Source organism: Ligilactobacillus apodemi DSM 16634 = JCM 16172, from assembly GCF_001434405.1.
Lineage (GTDB): Bacteria > Bacillota > Bacilli > Lactobacillales > Lactobacillaceae > Ligilactobacillus > Ligilactobacillus apodemi.
Genome location: NZ_AZFT01000040.1, coordinates 1 through 17,965 on the forward strand (window position 1 = coordinate 1; position 17,965 = coordinate 17,965).

Annotated in this window: 8 protein-coding genes; all 8 read right to left on the reverse strand. The window is 39.7% G+C overall.

The genetic code is table 11. The features are described 5' to 3' along the window. Positions 1–1,913, reverse strand: a 1,913-nt coding sequence (locus tag FC32_RS03135; RefSeq protein WP_156399004.1) for a pectate lyase-like adhesive domain-containing protein, incomplete at its 3' end; no start/stop codon positions are given. 436 nt (positions 1,914–2,349) lie between these two features. After that, the gene (locus FC32_RS03140) at positions 2,350–11,727 is read right to left on the reverse strand and encodes a mucin-binding protein (RefSeq protein ID WP_025087718.1); all 9,378 of its coding nucleotides are present in this window, start codon (positions 11,725–11,727) and stop codon (positions 2,350–2,352) included. A 292-nt stretch (positions 11,728–12,019) separates the two neighbouring features. Next, positions 12,020–12,541 carry an NYN domain-containing protein gene (locus FC32_RS03145; protein ID WP_025087719.1) on the reverse strand — a complete coding sequence of 174 codons (522 nt, stop codon included), beginning with the start codon at positions 12,539–12,541 and terminating at the stop codon, positions 12,020–12,022. A gap of 1 nt (position 12,542) precedes the next feature. Then, entirely contained in the window at positions 12,543–13,283 is a 741-nt protein-coding gene (rlmB, locus tag FC32_RS03150) for a 23S rRNA (guanosine(2251)-2'-O)-methyltransferase RlmB (RefSeq protein ID WP_035460129.1), read from the reverse strand. Continuing rightward, positions 13,283–13,681 (reverse strand): Mini-ribonuclease 3, encoded by a 399-nt coding sequence (locus tag FC32_RS03155; RefSeq protein ID WP_025087721.1) that lies wholly within the window; start codon positions 13,679–13,681, stop codon positions 13,283–13,285. The genes rlmB and FC32_RS03155 overlap by 1 nt, the downstream gene beginning before the upstream one ends. 1 nt (position 13,682) lies before the next feature. After that, positions 13,683–15,092 (reverse strand): cysteine--tRNA ligase, encoded by a 1,410-nt coding sequence (gene cysS / locus FC32_RS03160; protein ID WP_025087722.1) that lies wholly within the window; start codon positions 15,090–15,092, stop codon positions 13,683–13,685. Between the two features lie 131 nt (positions 15,093–15,223). Next, entirely contained in the window at positions 15,224–16,714 is a 1,491-nt protein-coding gene (gene gltX, locus FC32_RS03165) for a glutamate--tRNA ligase (protein WP_025087723.1), read from the reverse strand. A gap of 122 nt (positions 16,715–16,836) precedes the next feature. Next, positions 16,837–17,946, reverse strand: coding sequence for a PIN/TRAM domain-containing protein (locus tag FC32_RS03170; RefSeq protein WP_025087724.1), 1,110 nt, complete (start codon positions 17,944–17,946; stop codon positions 16,837–16,839). Positions 17,947–17,965 lie beyond the last annotated feature (19 nt).

The following is a 17,965-nucleotide window of genomic DNA, read 5'->3' on the forward strand; positions in this document are numbered from 1 at the left end:
GGTGTTCCTAATGGGAAGGAGATCAATTCGGCATAGAAGTTAGTATTATCATCACGAATATCAACTACGGCACCTTGCTTAGAAGTAAATGAGACAACTGAAGCTGTCTTTTGAGAGTTAAGCGAAATTACGTCATCCCAGTTGTTACCAGTTGTACTATTACCATTCCGGTTGGTTAAGATTACACGGAAGGTTGCATATTCGTCGATCAAGATATTACTGTTTTCATCGACCCCGATGTAGTTATAGGCAGAATAACCACCAGACATGTTTGAAGTTGTGCTGTTAGGACCTTTTCCATCTGATTCAAACAATGTGTTAGAGTGTTTGGAAATAACAATGTTTGAGTCATCCCCAAGATCTAACGCAACCCCACGACCTTGGTTTTGGAAGTGAACAGTTGAATATTCACCAGAAGTAAATGTTGCATTATCACCTAACATGAACCCATCACGACCAGTGAAGTTAAAGGTTGAGTATTCACCAAATGTTACTACGGTTGGTCCATCGTAACGAGTTGGGTTTTCAGTATAACCACCCCAACGGTCTGTATCGGTATATGAGTCGGCTGGACGTTTTACCCCGATCGAAACAGCTTGACCGATGCTTGTGTTCATCGTTACAACTGAGTTACGACCAGTAATGAAGCTACCACCTTGTTCCATAAAGATACCGGCATTGTGGTAACGAGCAGAATCAGTTGCATTGTTGGTGTTCATGTTTACTGTAAATGTTGCGTTATCGCCAACTTTTACAGTTGAACCATCAGGTAAGTTGATTCCATCCCCGATAGATGAACGGTTAAGAGTAAATGTTGCACCATCAGCGATCGTTACAGAGTTTGCACTGTGAATATTTGCTTCACGACTTGTTGCACTATAAGTGTTTGTTTTACCAGTGCTTGCATTGTCTACTGTGGATGTTGTCGTACCATCGATGATAACATCAGTCGTACCGCCACCACCGTATAAAGAAGTACCTGTTGCAGTAACATCTTTAAAGGTTACCGTGTTTGTACCTGTTGTAGCGTTAAGGTCGATCACACCAGTACCAACACCAGTAGAAATTGTTAAGTTATCGAAAGTAACGTTCCAAGTACCACCAGTTGCGGTCAAGCTGTAGCTACCAAAGTCAATACTTGCGCCATCAGCACCTTTAACGGTAACTGTATGTCCGTCACTACCGATGCTGTTATTGCTTGTTGCAGTAAGCGCACCATTAACATTGATCGTGTTGTAGCTGGAGTTCCCCATAGCGCTGACTAATTGTGCCCAACTAGAAACCGTGATCGAGGTTGAATCTTCTGTTGTATCAGCTGCTGCGGCAGTTGCGGTTACTGTTGCTGCTGTTCTGAAAACAGAAGTTGTTTGTGCTGCTTCTGATGTTGCTGCTTCACTTGCTTCGTTTTGTGATGCAGTTTCAACGGCACTTTCTGAAGCTACAGTATCAGCTGCAGAAGTTGTTGCTGCTTCTGATGTTGCCGTATTTTCTTGAGTTGCACTTTCTGATTGTGCAGTTTCTGTTGCTGTTGTTGTTGCTTCAGATGCTGCTTCAGACGCTTGTGATGCTTGTGATTGGATATCGTTTTTTGCATCAGCTGCTTCACTTGTTGTTTGTGCAGTTGAGTCAGCGGTTTCGACTTCAGTTGTTGATTCTTCAGTTGCGGTAGTTGCTTCGCTTGTTGCTGAGCTACTAGAGTCTGAAGAATCTTCGGAGGCAGAAACTGCTAATTCAGTCTTGGTTTCGACTTCAGTTTCAGCTGCAGAAGCATTAGTTGCTGTTGCTGTGCCTAGAAAGAAAGCTGTACTTAATAATACAGAGGCAACGCCTACGCTGAGTTTTTTAATAGCATATTTAGAAACCTTGTTGGCAGATTTTCTCAAATAAAAATTTTTATTATTTTTTGAGACCATTTGTCATTTCTCCCCTTCATAAGTTATAAGTAATTTTTACGCTATTGAGTATAAAGGGTAAAAAATATTTTTAGAATGTAAAATTCACCAAAAAATTGTACAAAACACTTTTTGTTTTTTAGAAAAAAATGAAAAAATACTCAAAAAATGTAAAAAACAGCAAAATAGATGAAAAAAGCACTTAAAATGTTATTATATAAATTTAATTAAATTTAAGTATAATAACATTTTTCGAATGGTTAATTAAGCAAAAATGTTAGCGTTACAAACCCTGTAAAATCAATATTTTTCGATTTATAAAATTCTTTAACATTTTTCATTCAGCACTCAAACGGTCTATGTCCCTATTCATTTCATTAATTAAAAATTAAAATGTCGTTAATTGAGACACAAAAAAAGAAGAGACCCTAAATGGATCTCTTCTTTCGACTATCGTCTAGCTGTCTTGTTCATCTTTTCTTCTTTTTTTCAAACCAACTAAGCCTAATAAACTTGCAACCATTGTCGCACCAAGCGCTGCTAATACATTATTTTCCGAATCACCAGTTTGTGGTAATTCTTCAGCATTTTTGGCTGGAGTGTCTTGTTTTGGTTGTGTCTTTGTTGCTGTTGGTTCAACAACAGGTCGTTTAGTTTCTGGTTGAGCTGTTGGTGTTGGTTTAGCTGGTTCAGCCGGTGTAACAACCTTCTTGTAAACAACTTGCGTATTTGCAGTTGGATCTGCTGGGTCAACACTTGGGGTATCTGTGTTATAGCCTGGCACATCCGGTGTAGAAGTTACAACAACTTTAGTTGGATCGTTAGGATCGTTCTTGTATTGTGGTGTAGGTGCACCCGGAATTGGGTTACCTGCTGGATCAACCGGAACGATCATGCCGATCTTCTTGTAAGTTACTGTTGTTTCAAGATCTTGTTGTTGGGTTGCTTGAGCTGGAACTACTGCTTTATCAGCTACGTAACCTGTAATAACAGGAACTTTCACTTGAGCGTAGTTAGCTTTATCAGCTGTCCATGTTTCAGAAGGATTGAGAACTTCACCTGTTACCTTATCAACGATCAATGTCCGTGTCCAAGTTGATGTTTGCACATCATCTTCACGAAGCTTATTGCCATTTTCATCCACAAAGTGAACGGTTGAGGTATATTCTTTCGAATATTCATCTTTGGCTGGCCATTTTGGTCCGTTTGGATCATTTGGATTGATCGGTGTGCCTGGTTCGTGCGGATCGTTTGGTCCGACTGGTGCGGTATCATGACCTAATTTAACTACATATACTTGATCTTTTGCATCATTGTCATCAAAGATTGCATTCGTTGGGAAGCCATTTTCAACTACAACGTAACCTTTTTCTTTAAGTTCTTTGATCTTAGGAGCAGTACTATAGTCGATCTTGTCGCCTGATTTACCTGTTACCACGTCTGTTTCAAGCGTCTTACCCGTAGTTTCATCAACATAGATGATCTTAGCAGTTTGGGTTTGTTTTTCAGGTGTTACAGGGACATAAACAACTAGCGTATCCTTACCTGGATCTTCTGGTGTTACATTTGGTACTTGTGGTTGGTAACCTGGAATTTCTGGTACTGGAGTTTCGCCACCCTTAGTTGGGTCTTTTGGATCATTATTGTAGCTTGGTGTTGGTGCATTTGGAATTGGATTTCCACTTGGATCAACTGGCACGATATTGCCTAACTTGTTGTAAGTGATACTGTTTTCAAGGTTAGCTTGGACAGTTTCTAAACCTGCTACCTTATCTTTATCGGCATAGTAGCCAGTGATCACTGGTGCAGTCACTTCGTCATAATTAGCTTTATTTGCTTTCCATGCTTCATTTGGATTCTTGATCTCACCTGTGACAGTGTCCACGATCAATGTCCGGGTCCAGGTTGATGTTTGCACATCATCATCCCGTAACTTGTTGCCATCTTTATCCACAAAGTGAACGGTTGAAGTATATTCTTTTGAATATTCATCTTTAGCTGGCCATTTTGGACCATCTGGATCGTTAGGGTTGATCGGTGTGCCTGGTTCATGTGGATTATTTGGTCCCACTGGTTCTTCACCATGTTTGAAAGTTACATAGTAAGTTTGATCAACATTAGCGTCATCATCAAAGACTGCATCACTTGGGAAGCCGTCACTTACTAAAACATAACCCTTATCCGTCAATTCTTTGATTGTAGCAGTTGTACTGTAGTCTAACTTAGCACCTGCTTCACCAGTAAATTTGTCTGTAACCAAATCAGTATCCGTAGTAATGTCACGATAAATAACTTTAGCAAGTTGTTTGTGATCATTTGGAATGTTTGGTTTATTTGGATCTTCCTTCTTATCGTAGATCACTGGCACATCTTTACCTGGATTTTCTGGCGTTACACTTGGTACTCGTGGTGTGTAATCCGGAATTTCTGGCACTGGTGTTGTTCCGCCTTTAGTTGGATCGTTAGGATCATTGTTAAATTGTGGTGTATCGGCGCCAGGAATTGGATTACCTTCAGGATCAACCGGCACGATATGTCCTAATGGTTTGTAGACGATTTGTTCAACTAAGTTTTCTTCAACTGCTGTCTTACCTGTGACACGACTCTTATCAGCGTAGTAGTCTTTGATCACTGGTGCGGTAACATCAGCATATTTAGCAATATCAGAAGTCCATGGTTCAGTTGGATTCTTGATCTCACCAGTTACTGTATCGATCAATAAAGTACGTGTCCACGTTGATGTTTGCACATCATCATCGCGTAACTTGTTACCTTTATCGTCAACAAATTGAACTGTCGAAGTATATTGCTTGGAGTATTGATCTGTGCTTGGCCATTTTGGACCGTCTGGATCGTTAGGGTTGATTGGTGTCCCTGGTTCGTGTGGATTGTTTGGTCCCACTGGTTCTTCGCCGTGTTTCAAGGTTACATAGTAAGTTTGGTCAACATTAGCGTCATCATCAAAGACCGCATCACTTGGGAAACCATCATTTACTAAAACATAACCTTTATCCGTCAATTCCTTGATCTTGTCAGCCGTTGAATATTCAACTTTTTCACCTGCTTTACCAGAAAGATCAACACTGTCCAAGACCATATCATTAGTGATATCGCGGTAAATGATCCGCACTGCTTGCGCATCTTTTTCTGGTGTTACTGGCACGTAGACTACCGGTGTATCTTCACCTGGTTTGTCTGGTGTGACACTTGGAATTTCTGGTTTGTATCCAGGGATCACTGGGACTGGTGTTTCGCCACCCTTAGTTGGATCGTTAGGATCATTCTTGTAAGGTGGTGTTGGTGCATCAGGAATTGGTGTACCACTTGGATCAACTGGCACAATGTTACCTAATTTTGCATAGGTAAATGTTACAGTTACATCAGCTTCGCCAAACGTACCTTTAGCATTGTCAGAAACTGCTTTCAAGTAGTAACCCTTGATAACTTGTGCATCACCAGAAACATCGTAGCTATCACCTTGCTTGTAATCTGAGCCTTTGACTACTGTAGGTGAAAGTTCATTACCATTTTCATCCACAAATTTTTCTGTCAAGCTGTAATTTACCGCATCTTTGATATATTTGACCGGTGTATCTTCGCCTGGTTTATCTGGCGTTACGCTTGGTACTTCTGGATGATATCCTGGAATATTTGGAACAGGTGTTTCGCCACCTTTAGTTGGGTCTTTTGGATCGTTGTTGTATTCCGGTGTTGGTGCATTTGGAATTGGGTTACCATCTGGATCAACTGGCACGATATGTCCTAATGGTTTGTAAACGATCGTATCTTCCAAATTGTCTTGGACAACATCTTTAGCACCTACACTAGCCTTATCAGCATAGTAATCTTCTTTGACTGGTGCAACTACTGCACTATATTTGTCCTTGTCAGCTTTCCATGTTTCTTGTGGATTCTTGACTTCTCCAGTAACAGTGTCAATGATCAATGTCCGCGTCCAAGTTGATGTTTGCACATTATCATCAAAGACTTTGTTGCCATTTTCATCTACAAAGTGAACAGTTGAGGAATATTCTTTAGAGTATTCATCGATACTTGGCCATTTTGGTCCATCTGGATCGTTTGGATTGATCGGTGTGCCTGGTTCATGTGGATTATTTGGTCCTACTGGTTCTTCACCATGTTTTACGGTTACATAGTAAGTTTGATCAACATTGTCGTTGTTATCAAAGGTTGCATCACTTGGGAAACCATCATTTACTAAAACATAACCTTTATCCGTCAATTCTTTGATCGTAGCAGCAGTCGAATATTCGATCGCTGTATTTGGCTTACCGGTCACGGAAGCTGAATCTAAGATCGTATCAGTTGTTAAATCACGGTAAATGATCGTTGCTTTTTGATCATTTTCACTTGGTGTTGTTGGTTTTTCAGGATCTTTATCCTTAATATACTTAACTGGTGTATCTGCCCCTGGATCAGTCGGTGTGACACTTGGCACTTCTGGATGGTAGCCAGGGATATCTGGTACCGGAGTAGAGCCGCCCTTAGTTGGGTCAGTTGGATCATTATTATATTGTGGTGTTGGTGCTTTTGGAATTTCGTTACCATCTTCATCAACTGGCACAATATGGCCTAATGGTTTGTAAACGATCGTGTCTTCCAAGTTGCTTTGTTCAGTCACTTGACCAACTACGCGATTCTTATCAGCGTAGTACTTAGGCAAGATTGGAGCAAGTACATCACTATATTTATCCTTGTCGGCTTTCCATGATTCTTGTGGGTTCTTAATTTCACCAGTAACAGTGTCGATGATCAATGTCCGCGTCCAAGTTGATGTTTGCACATCATCGTCAAAGACCTTATTGCCATTTTCATCTACAAAGTGAACCGTTGAAGTATATTCTTTTGAATATTCATCTGTACTTGGCCATTTTGGACCGTCTGGATCGTTTGGATTGATCGGTGTGCCTGGTTCATGCGGATTATTTGGTCCGACTGGTTCTTCACCGTGTTTTACGGTCACATAGTAAGTTTGATCAACGTCATCGTTGTTATCAAAGGTTGCATCACTTGGGAAACCATCATTTACTAAGACGTAACCCTTATCCGTCAATTCCTTGATCTTGTCAGCTGTTGAATAGTTGATCGCAGTTTCAGACTTACCAGTTAAGGAAACAGAATCTAAGACTGTATCTGTTGTGATGTCACGGTAAATGATCGTTGCTTTTTGATCATTTTCCGTTGGATCTGGTTTAACTGGATCTTCATCTTTGACGTAAACCACTGGTGTATCTTTGCCTGGGTCAGTTGGTGTGACACTTGGCACTTCTGGATGATAACCAGGAATATCTGGCACTGATGTTGTTGTACCCTTCGTTGGATCGTTTGGATCATTGTTATATTGTGGTGTTGGTGCCTTTGGAATTTCGTTGCCATCTTTATCCACCGGAACGATATGCCCTAATGGTTTGTAGACAACAGTTTCTTCTAGATCTTTTTGAACTGTATCTTTAGCTACAACACGGTTCTTGTCGGCATAGTAGTCTTCTTTAACTGGAACTGTTACTGCATCGTATTGGGCTTTATCAGCTGTCCATGGTTCATCTGGATTTTGAACTTCGCCAGTAACTTTATCAACTAACAAGGTACGTGTCCAAGTTGATGTTTGTGTATTATCATCAAAGACTTTATTGCCTGCTTCATCTACAAAGTGAACCGTTGAAGTGTATTCCTTGGTGTATTGATCTGCGCTTGGCCATTTTTGTCCATCTGGATCATCTGGGTTGATCGGTGTACCTGGTGTATGTGGATCATTTGGCCCTACTGGTACAACCGCATGTTTCAAGTGAACTTCAAAGCTTTGCACAGTATTGTCGTCATCATCAAAGACTACACCATTTGCTGGATAGTTATTTGAAACTAGTTCATAACCTTGTGCAAGATATTTAGCGATCGTATCAGCTGTGCGATAATCACTTGTTGCGCCAGCTTGACCGGTTAGATCAGCTGTTTCTAAAGTCTTGTTAGTCGTATCATCAATATAAGTTACTTTGGCAACTTGATCAGCATCTTTCACATAAACGACCTTTGTATCTGTACCTGGATCATTTGGTGTGACCGTTGGAACTTGTGGGGTGTACCCTGGAATTTCTGGTACTGGTTGATTTGGCACGACCTTCGTTGGATCTGTTGGGTCATTGTTGTAGATCGGTGTATCCGCACCTGGAATTGGGTTACCATCTGGATCAACCGGCACGATATGGCCTAATGGCTTATAAGTTACAGTTTCTACAATGTCGTTTGGCACAACGTCTTTACCTGGTACTGTAGCTTTATCAGCATAGTAACCTGGAACGACTGGTGTTTTGACTTCATCGTAAGTTGTCTTATCTGGGGTCCAATCTGTTTGAGAAACGATCTCACCCGTTACTTTATCAACTGTGACACTCTTAGTATAGGTTGCAGTTTGAACAACTTCAGTTGGTGTTAGGGCATTAGCACCAACATAGCTAACTGTTTCTTTGACAACTTTTTGCAAACTATCTTTATCCGTACCGTTTGGCCATTTTGGTCCATCTGGATCGTTTGGATTGATCGGTGTGCCTGGTGTTTGTGGATTTTCTGGTGTAACTGGAACCGTTGCATGTTCTAAGTGGATCGTCACATTTTGGTTCACTGCATCGTCATCATCAAAGGTTGTTGGCAATGCATCAGCACTCTTGACCACGTATCCTTTATCGGTGTAGCTCTTTTGAATAGCTTCATATGAAGTTGCTACCGAAGCAGGTACGGCACTTGAGCTGTCACCTTCTGCTAATTTAGCAGCATCAACTAAAGTTGTCTTAGTTGTGTCATCGATCACAGTATAAGTTAACACTTGCGTACTGATCTTCTTGTAGACGACTGTTGTGACATAGTCTTTAGTAAATCCAACATTAGAAAAGTTATTCCAATATGATTGCGAAACAACTTTGGCACCATTTAAATCTGATGTAAGTGTATCTGTAATGTTATCTTTATTCAAAATAGCAGTTACAGATGAGCCATTAGCACCAACAGTTACCCCATCAGCATTAGTATCTTTAACCGTTAAAACATAATTTCCAGCTCGATCAGCTTTTGGTGAAACCACGGTATCATAGGTTGCCTTCGTATTTTCTGTACCTTTAACGACCCAACCAGTATCATCCCCAGCTGCTGTTCCTAATTCATAAAGTGCTTGGTTATAAACACGTAAGAATTCATCAGCTGTTCTAACACTGTTAGCACGTAATTTTTTACGGAAATCTTCCAGCGCCAATTTGATTTTCATCGTACGTTCCCAATCTGAAGATTGTACGCTAACAATTGGATTACCATTTTCATCTAAAACTGGACTACCATCTTCATAAACATACTTGATCGTATTGGTATGATGAGCTTCTGGTGAAATAACCGTTTCGTTTGGAATCCAGACGTTTTGACGATTCTTTAAAACAGGGTCGATATCATATAGCCCTTGTTTACTTGTCGCTGGAACTCCACCAGTTGATGAGCCTGTTTGTTCTGAAAGTGCATCAGCTGGTGTGATATCTTTTTTATTATTTTGGAAACCCCAAATTGAGAATTTACCACTATTGATATTAGTCCAAACTGAACTTTGCTTATTTACATCTTTTTGAGCAGCATTTCCGATATTTAACGAGTAAACAGTATAAGTTCCGCCATTTTCTAACGCATTAAATTCTAAATAAGTGTTACCTGTTGCTGCCTTATTAGAAACGTATAAAATGTTTGAGCTAGCTCGCGTAATACTTTCCGGATTATTCCCCTGTGGTACATTTTCTGGCAACTTACCGGTGATATCTGAACTTACCCAGCCATTTGATGAAGTGTAGCGTTGGAAAGAAACAAATAATGGGCTATTAAATTGATAACCTGTGTTTTGTGCATTTCCGAGCGGAATTGAGATCAATTCGGCATAATAGTCAGTATTGTCATCACGAATATCAACGATTGCACCTTTATTAACTACAAATAATGGATAGCCCCCAGTTTTACGGGTGTCAAGCGAGATAACATCATCCCATGGGTTAGCACCACGATTATTCATGTAAACACGGAAAGTAGCGTAATCATCTACTGTGATCGTACCACCTTCATCAACCCCAATATAGTTGTATCCTGCGTATCCACCAGAAGGTGCCGTTGCGCCTTTACGTGGCCCTTTGCCGTCAGATTCAAAGGTGTTGATCGATTTTTTACCAAATTTGATATGTGAATTATCACCCATATCAATCGCAACACCACGACCATTGTTCTTAAAGTGAGTAACAGAGCCTTCACCCGTGGTAAAAGTAGCATTGTGACCTGTAATAATACCATCGCGGCCGGTAAAGTTAAAGTTAGCATCTTCACCGATCGAAATCACTACTGGTCCGTCTTGCATTCTACCCTTTTTAGCAGTATTTTCATCATCTACAGTAGTTGAGTGGGAAATGTCATAACCACCATAGCGATCCGCATCTGTTGTAGTGTCTGCTGGACGTGTGATGGCAATCGAAATTGCTTGTCCAATGCTTGAATTAATATTAAGTGTTGAGTTCTTGCCAGTTTTAACTGTACCGCCACCTAACATAAAGATCCCAGCATTGTGATAACGCGCTGAATCTGTTGCATTTGACGTATTCATATTGATCGTCAAAGTACCTTTATCTTTAACTTCAACCGTTGAGCCATTTGGTAAGTTGATTGCATCCCCAATTGATGAACGATTAAGAGTAAAATTAGCTCCTTCTGCTACAGTGACTTTAGTTGCACTGTGAATATTAGCTTCACGACTTGTAGCATCATAAGTGTTAGCTTTCCCCGCACTAGCATTATTAACGGTTGATACTGTCGTCCCATCAATAATGACTTCAGTGTTACCACCACCACCGTAAAGAGAAGTACCACTTTGCGTTACATCTTTAAATGTAACTTTATTTGAGCCGTATGAACTGCTTAAATCAATAACACCTTTAGCGTTACCTGTTGTAATTGTTAAACCATCAAAAGTAATGTCCCAACCACTTCCGGTAGCAACTAACGTATTAGAGCCTAAATTGAGCTTAGCGTTTTCTCCTTTAACGGTGACTTTGTGTCCAGTACTACCAATATTCCCACTACCTAAAGCTGTAATTGTACCAGTTACTTTAATATTAGTAACACTGGAATTTCTCATCGCATTAACTAATTGTGACCAGCTATTAACTGTTGTTTCATCACTAGCTGTACTGTCTGCTGCCGCACGTGTCGTTGCAGCTACACTTCTAAATACAGAAGTAGTATTTTCACTTGCTGGCGCTGTTTGTGTTTCTTCAGCTGAAGTAGCAACAGTGGCTTGTTCTGAGCCAACATTTGCTTCTGTTGCTTTTGTTTCTTCAGTTGTTGCTTGAGATGCCTCACTTGCTGTAGCTAATGCTGACGTAGCTTGTGATGCTGGCGCTTCGCTAGTAGCATTTTCTTCGCTTGTAGCTTGTGCTGGTGCTTCTGATTGAGCTTCAGAAACCGCTTCGCTGGATGCGCTTTCTGAAGTGGCAGAATTCGTTACTGCAGCAGAACTTGCTGTTTCTTGTTCTGCTTCACTTTGTGCCTGTTCTGTCGCTGAACTATCAGTAACCACTGCAGCTTCTTCATTAGAAACCGCTTCACTAGTAGCTGTACTGTCTGCTAAAACTTCTGTTGCCGTTTCGGTAACATCTGCTGAAGCCTTGACACCACTGGTTGATCCCATAAAAAATGCGGTACTCAATAAAACTGAGGCAACACCGACACTAAGTTTTTTGATCGCATATTTTGAGACCTTTTTAGCCGATTTTCTTAAATAAAAATTTTTATTCTTTTTCGAAACCATCGTCCTATTCTCCCCTTTTAGCTAATTTTTTTAATACATATGAAGTATAACTTTATTAGCCTTTTTAGAGAATGAACTCTTCAACAAAACAAGGATAAAACCGTTTTCACTTTTAGGTAAAATATATCATTATTCCGCAAAAATTGAAAAATTTTATATTTTTTATAATTTATAAACATATAAAAATAAACATATAATACATTTAACTTTATTTCCAAGGCACCGCTTTCACGTTTTTTGGTATATCTAAAAAAACAAGGTCTAACATCGCTATTAGACCTTGTTTTTTTTATTATTTTGATAAATCATCGCGTAATTGGGCTAATTTATCCAATTGCTCCGAACTAAATGGTGATCTTCTGACCAAAGCTTGGTCTTGATATTCGCGTGCTGCTACATGAACTTCTTGTTTGGCTTGTTTGATATCTTGATACAACTCCCAAGCTGGTTTTCGCAATGCCCCTTGAGAAAAGATCGTCCACTGCTCAGCACCATCACTTGTCGCAACGGTAACTTGTGTCAAACGACTTTGAAGCTTACGCGCTAACGCTTCAATATAAGTATCAGCAGTTTGACCTTCATCAGTCCAAACGATCTCTAAGCCGTATTGCTCATAACTTTTAGCGATACCAGCGACATACATCGCATCAAAAACCACAATGATCTCAGTATTTGCTTGCTTTTGGTAGTCAGATAAAGTATGCAATAATTCATGGCGAGCTTCTTCTAGGCGGTCATCTTTTTTTAATTTTTCTAACTCTGGCCAATGACCGATCATATTATAGGCATCGACGATCAAAATCTGCTTTTTCATCTTAATTTCCTCGTGACGTAAAACCTTGGTAGATCAAAAGACTTGCTGCAACACTCGCATTTAAACTTTGAACGTGCCCGACCATTGGGATCGTCAACATCTCATCACAATTTTTCTTTAATAAGGGTGCGATCCCCTTACCTTCATTACCGATCACTAAAGCAGTTGGTCCTTTAGCACTCCATTTTCTAAAATCAGTTCCTTGCATATCAGTTCCAAAGACCCAAAGTCCTCGCTTCTTTAATTCTTCTACAGTTTGGACTAAGTTTGTAACCCGACAAACAGGCACAAACTCAATTGCCCCAGTCGAAGTTTTAGCTACCGTTGAAGTCAATTGAACTGCACGGCGTTTAGGAATAATAATTCCATGAACTCCGGCTGCATCTGCGGTCCGCATGATCGAACCCAAGTTGTGTGGATCTTCAATTCCATCCAAGATGATAAAAAATGGATCTTCGTTTTTAGCTTGTGCTACTTGGAATAGTTCATCTAAACTAGCATATTCATAAGCTGCCACTGCTAAGACAACCCCTTGGTGATTTTGCCCATCAGCTAAAAGATCTAACTTAGCCTTGGGAACTTGATTAACGATCACGCCTTTTTTCTTTGCCAAGAGGGCAATTTCTTTGATCGCATCGGCTTTTAAGCCCGATTGTAAAAATACTTTATTGACGGCTTGCTTACTCTTTAAGGCAGCTACCGCTGGATGACGTCCGATCACAAAATCTTCATTTTCTGGCATTATTTTTCCTCCTCTTCGACAGTTTTGATGCACCATTTAGCTAATTCATCTAAACGTTTTGTTTGTCCACTTAAATATAAGTAGCCAAATAACGCTTCAAACCCCGTTGAGATCCGATAAGTCACGACCGAGGTGTTTTTAGCGGAAGTATAACTTTTAGCATTTCTTCCGCGACGGAAATATTCTTGCTCTTGTTCTGTTAAGAGTTCCTGTTCTTCCATTTTTTTGATCAGCATTGCTTGTGCTTTAGCTGAAACATAGTGCGTTGCTCGGTGATGAAGGCGTGTTGGTTTTGTCATTCCTTCATCTAATAGATGCTTTCTGATATAAACTTCATAAATCGCATCCCCCATGTAGGCTAACGCGATCCCATTTACTTGTTTATAGTCTGCTGCCATATTATCCTCTTTTCCATCTTGTTCCTTGAGGTGTGTCTTCTAAAATGATCCCTTGAGCTTTCAATTGATCACGGATCTGATCACTCGTTGCAAAATCACGGTTAGCTCGCGCTTCATCACGTTGTTTGATCAATGCTTCGATCTGTTCATCGCCAGCTTCTTTTTCGCTAAATTCGATGCCAAAAATTTGGGCTAAACGCGTAAATCGCTCTAACAAATAATCTAGTGTTGCTGTTGTAACCGTTTCTTTAGTTACATAAACATTCATTTCCTTAGCAAATTCATATAAGATCGTGATCCCGTTTTGCGTATTAAAGTCATCATCCATAGCTTGGATAAATTTATTCTCTAATGAAGTAACTTTTTCTTTGATCTCATTATCAAGCTCACCATCTAGTGCATCGTTTAACCGATACTTAGTGTTTTGCACTGCTGTGGCTAATTTATTTAAATTAGTTTCAGCTTCCGCCAAACTAGCTTGGCTATAACGAATTGGATGACGATACTGTGTCGTTGCCATTAAAAAGCGTAAAACTTGGGGATCAATTTCTTTAACGATCTCGTGAACTGTTACAAAGTTACCCAAAGATTTACTCATCTTTTCATCGTCTTTTCCAATCGTCACAAACCCGTTATGCATCCAATAGTTAGCAAATTTTTTCCCAGTTTTAGCTTCACTTTGGGCGATCTCATTTTCATGGTGTGGAAACTCTAAGTCTTGACCGCCAGCATGAATGTCAATTGTTTCTCCCAAATATTTACCTGCCATCACTGAACATTCGATATGCCAACCAGGACGCCCTTTTCCCCAAGGTGAATCCCAGGAGATCTCATTTGGTTTAGCTGCTTTCCACAAAGCAAAATCAAGGGGATCTTCTTTTTTGCCTTGATCAGTCGTTTGTACTCGTTGACTTGCACCTTGTTCTAATGCATCGATCGATTGACCAGACAGTTGACCGTAGTGTTTAAATTTACGAGCACGATAATACACATCCCTCGCGGATTCATAAGCATAGCCCTTATCAACTAAGACCTGAATAAAATCAATGATCTCTGGCATATTTTCCATCACACGTGGATTTTTCGTTGCTTTTTTCACGTTTAAAGCAGCAATGTCTTCATAAAAAGCTGCGATAAATTTTTCGGTCACTTCCGCAACACTTAACCCTGTTTCTTGGCTTGCCTTAATGATCTTATCGTCCACATCGGTAAAATTGGAAACATAGTTAACTTGATAGCCCCGAAATTCTAGATAACGTCTGATCGTGTCAAAGGCGATCGTTGACCGGGCATTTCCAATATGAATGTAGTTATAAACTGTAGGACCACAAACATACATCGTCACTTGACCGGCAACTTGTGGTTTAAACTCTTCTTTTTGATTCGTTAATGTATTGTAGATCTGGATCATATTAACCCCCCTCATCAGTTATGGTAGATTTCTTCTATATATAATAACAAAAGGGCCGTAACCTATGTCACAGCCCTTGATTTTAGCTGCCTTGCGCAAACAAACGTCTTTTTATCGCAGCTTTTTTAATATTAAGCATTCATTTCAGCTAGAGTTTGTTCTAAGTGACGTAAAACTTTTTCACGTCCTAATAACTCAATTGATGGAGCCAATTCTGGACCATGCATTTCGCGGGTCGTTGCAATCCGGATCGGCATGTAAAGTTTCCGTCCACGAACACCAGTATCTTTTTGAATTTGGCGAATCATCTTTTGAATCGAGACCGCATCAAAAATTGGGAGTTCTTTGACTTTCTTCGCAAAATCTTCTAAAACTACTTTAGCTGATTCATCGGCTAATTCTTGTTTAGCTTCATCATCTAAAACAGGTGGTTCTGTAAAGAAGATCTCTGCCATTTCCGCCAATTGTCCCGTATAAGACATTTGACGTTTGTAAAGGTTCACTAATTGGCGAACCCATTGGATCATCATAACGTCAGGATTTTCTTTGATCTTACCTGCTTTGATCAATTGTTTTAAGGAAGAATCCGTAATTTCATCACTATCAGCAGATTTTACGTATTGGTTATTGATCCATTCAAGTTTCTTACCATCAAAAGCAGCTGGTGATTTGCTCAAACGTTTTGGATCAAACATCTTAATGAAATCTTTTTGTGAGAAGATCTCTGATTCGCCAACTGGTGACCATCCTAATAAGGTAATGAAGTTAAACATTGCTTCTGGTAAGTAACCAAGTGAACGATATTGTTCAATAAATTGAAGCACTGTTTCGTCACGCTTGGATAATTTCTTACCAGTTTCAGAGTTGATGATAAGTGACATATGGCCAAAGACTGGTGCTTCCCAACCAAAGGCATCATAAACAGCCAATTGTTTTGGAGTATTTGCCACATGGTCATCCCCACGTAAAACATGGGTAATGTTCATCATGTGGTCATCAACTACAACGGCGAAGTTATATGTTGGCATACCGTCACGTTTTTGGATAACAAAGTCGCCCCCGATCGTGTCGGAGTTAAAGCTAACTTTACCCTTAACGATATCGTCCCATTCATATGTCTTGTCATGTGGTAAACGAATCCGAATAACTGGTTTTAAGCCTTTTTCCTTAGCTTCTGCTTGTGATGCCTTGATTTCATCGTCTGTCATGCCTTCGTATTCGTAAACATAGCGTGGAGCTTCACCATTAGCTTTTTGAGCTTCACGTTGCGCTTGCAATTCATCTTCTGTCATGTAAGATTCATACGCTAAGCCCTTGTCCAACAATTCTTGAATAAGTGGTTGATAAATATCTTTGCGTTCGGATTGACGATATGGACCATATTTCCCAGGTTTATCTGGACCTTCATCCCAATCGATCCCTAACCACTTAAGGTTGTCAAGCTGGCTTTGTTCACCATCAGCAATATTTCTCTTTGTATCAGTATCCTCGATCCGTAATACAAATGTCCCTTTATTATGACGGGCAAATAAATAGTTAAATAGAGCTGTACGTGCATTACCAATATGCAAGTGTCCCGTTGGACTTGGAGCATAACGAACGCGAATCTTATCTTTTGCCAATTTTAGCGCCTCTTTCTGATTATTTTTCCAAAGCTAAGAATGATCTCTTAGTTTTTCATTAATAGATACTTTACAATTTTACAATGAATACCGTAAAAAATAAACTGCTCTCAGCTAATTCCTTAGTTTTTTTCACGTAACTTCTTCTTTGAATGATACGGTTTGGCAAAGATCATTCGACCAGCATCTGTTTGAATGGCTGACGTTACTTCAACTTCGATCGTCTTATTCATGTAGTAACGACCATCTTCGACCACGATCATCGTACCATCATCCAAGTATGCGACCCCTTGTTGACGTTCTGTCCCATTTTTGATGACCATTACATTTAAGCGTTCACCTGGGATAACTCGTGGCTTAAGGGATTTAGCTAAAGCATTGACATTTAAGACCTTAACATTTTGAAATTCACTGACCTTATTTAAGTTATAATCATTAGTTACGATCACCGCATCTAACAATTTAGCTAACTTGATCAACTTAGAATCGACTTCTTGAATATCTTCAAAGTCGCCTTCATACATTTCAACTGGCACGATTTTTTCATTTTGTAATTTATTTAAAATGTCTAAGCCACGCCGTCCCCGCACACGCTTGATACTGTCACCAGAATCAGCGATATACTGCAATTCATATAACACAAAGTTCGGCACGACTAAGGTTCCTTCTAAAAAACCAGTTTTAGCGAGGTCATAAATCCGACCGTCGATCAAAATATTAGTATCTAACAACTTGTATTTATAAAAATTATCGCCAACTTTACGTTCTAAAACGGTATTTTCTTCAGTCTCTTTTTTCTTATTACGAGAAGAAAATAATTTAGGCAGATCACCAACACGCGTCCGGCCCACAAACCAACCTAAGTAAGCAAAAATGATCATTGTGATCAAAGGCAAGATCGTATTCACAAAGAACATTGAAGATTGCCAAAAAATAGTTGATATCAAGACGGCAAGTACCAGCGATACAATAATAGCAATACTCTCAGAAATGATCAGTTCTGGTTTTTGATGCGTTAATGATTCTTCAACTTTCTTTAATAGCTTAGCTAACGGATCGGTCAAAACTAATGACAATAGCATCATGATGACAAAGCCAATAAACATATCAACGATCGGATTATGAATTCCTGAAACATCTAGATTTAATATTCTCCATAAGACCGGTAAAAATGAATAACCTGCACCGATCCCTAAAAAGGCAAAAATCACTCTAATTATTCTTTTTCGCATAATTATCTCCTTTCCAACT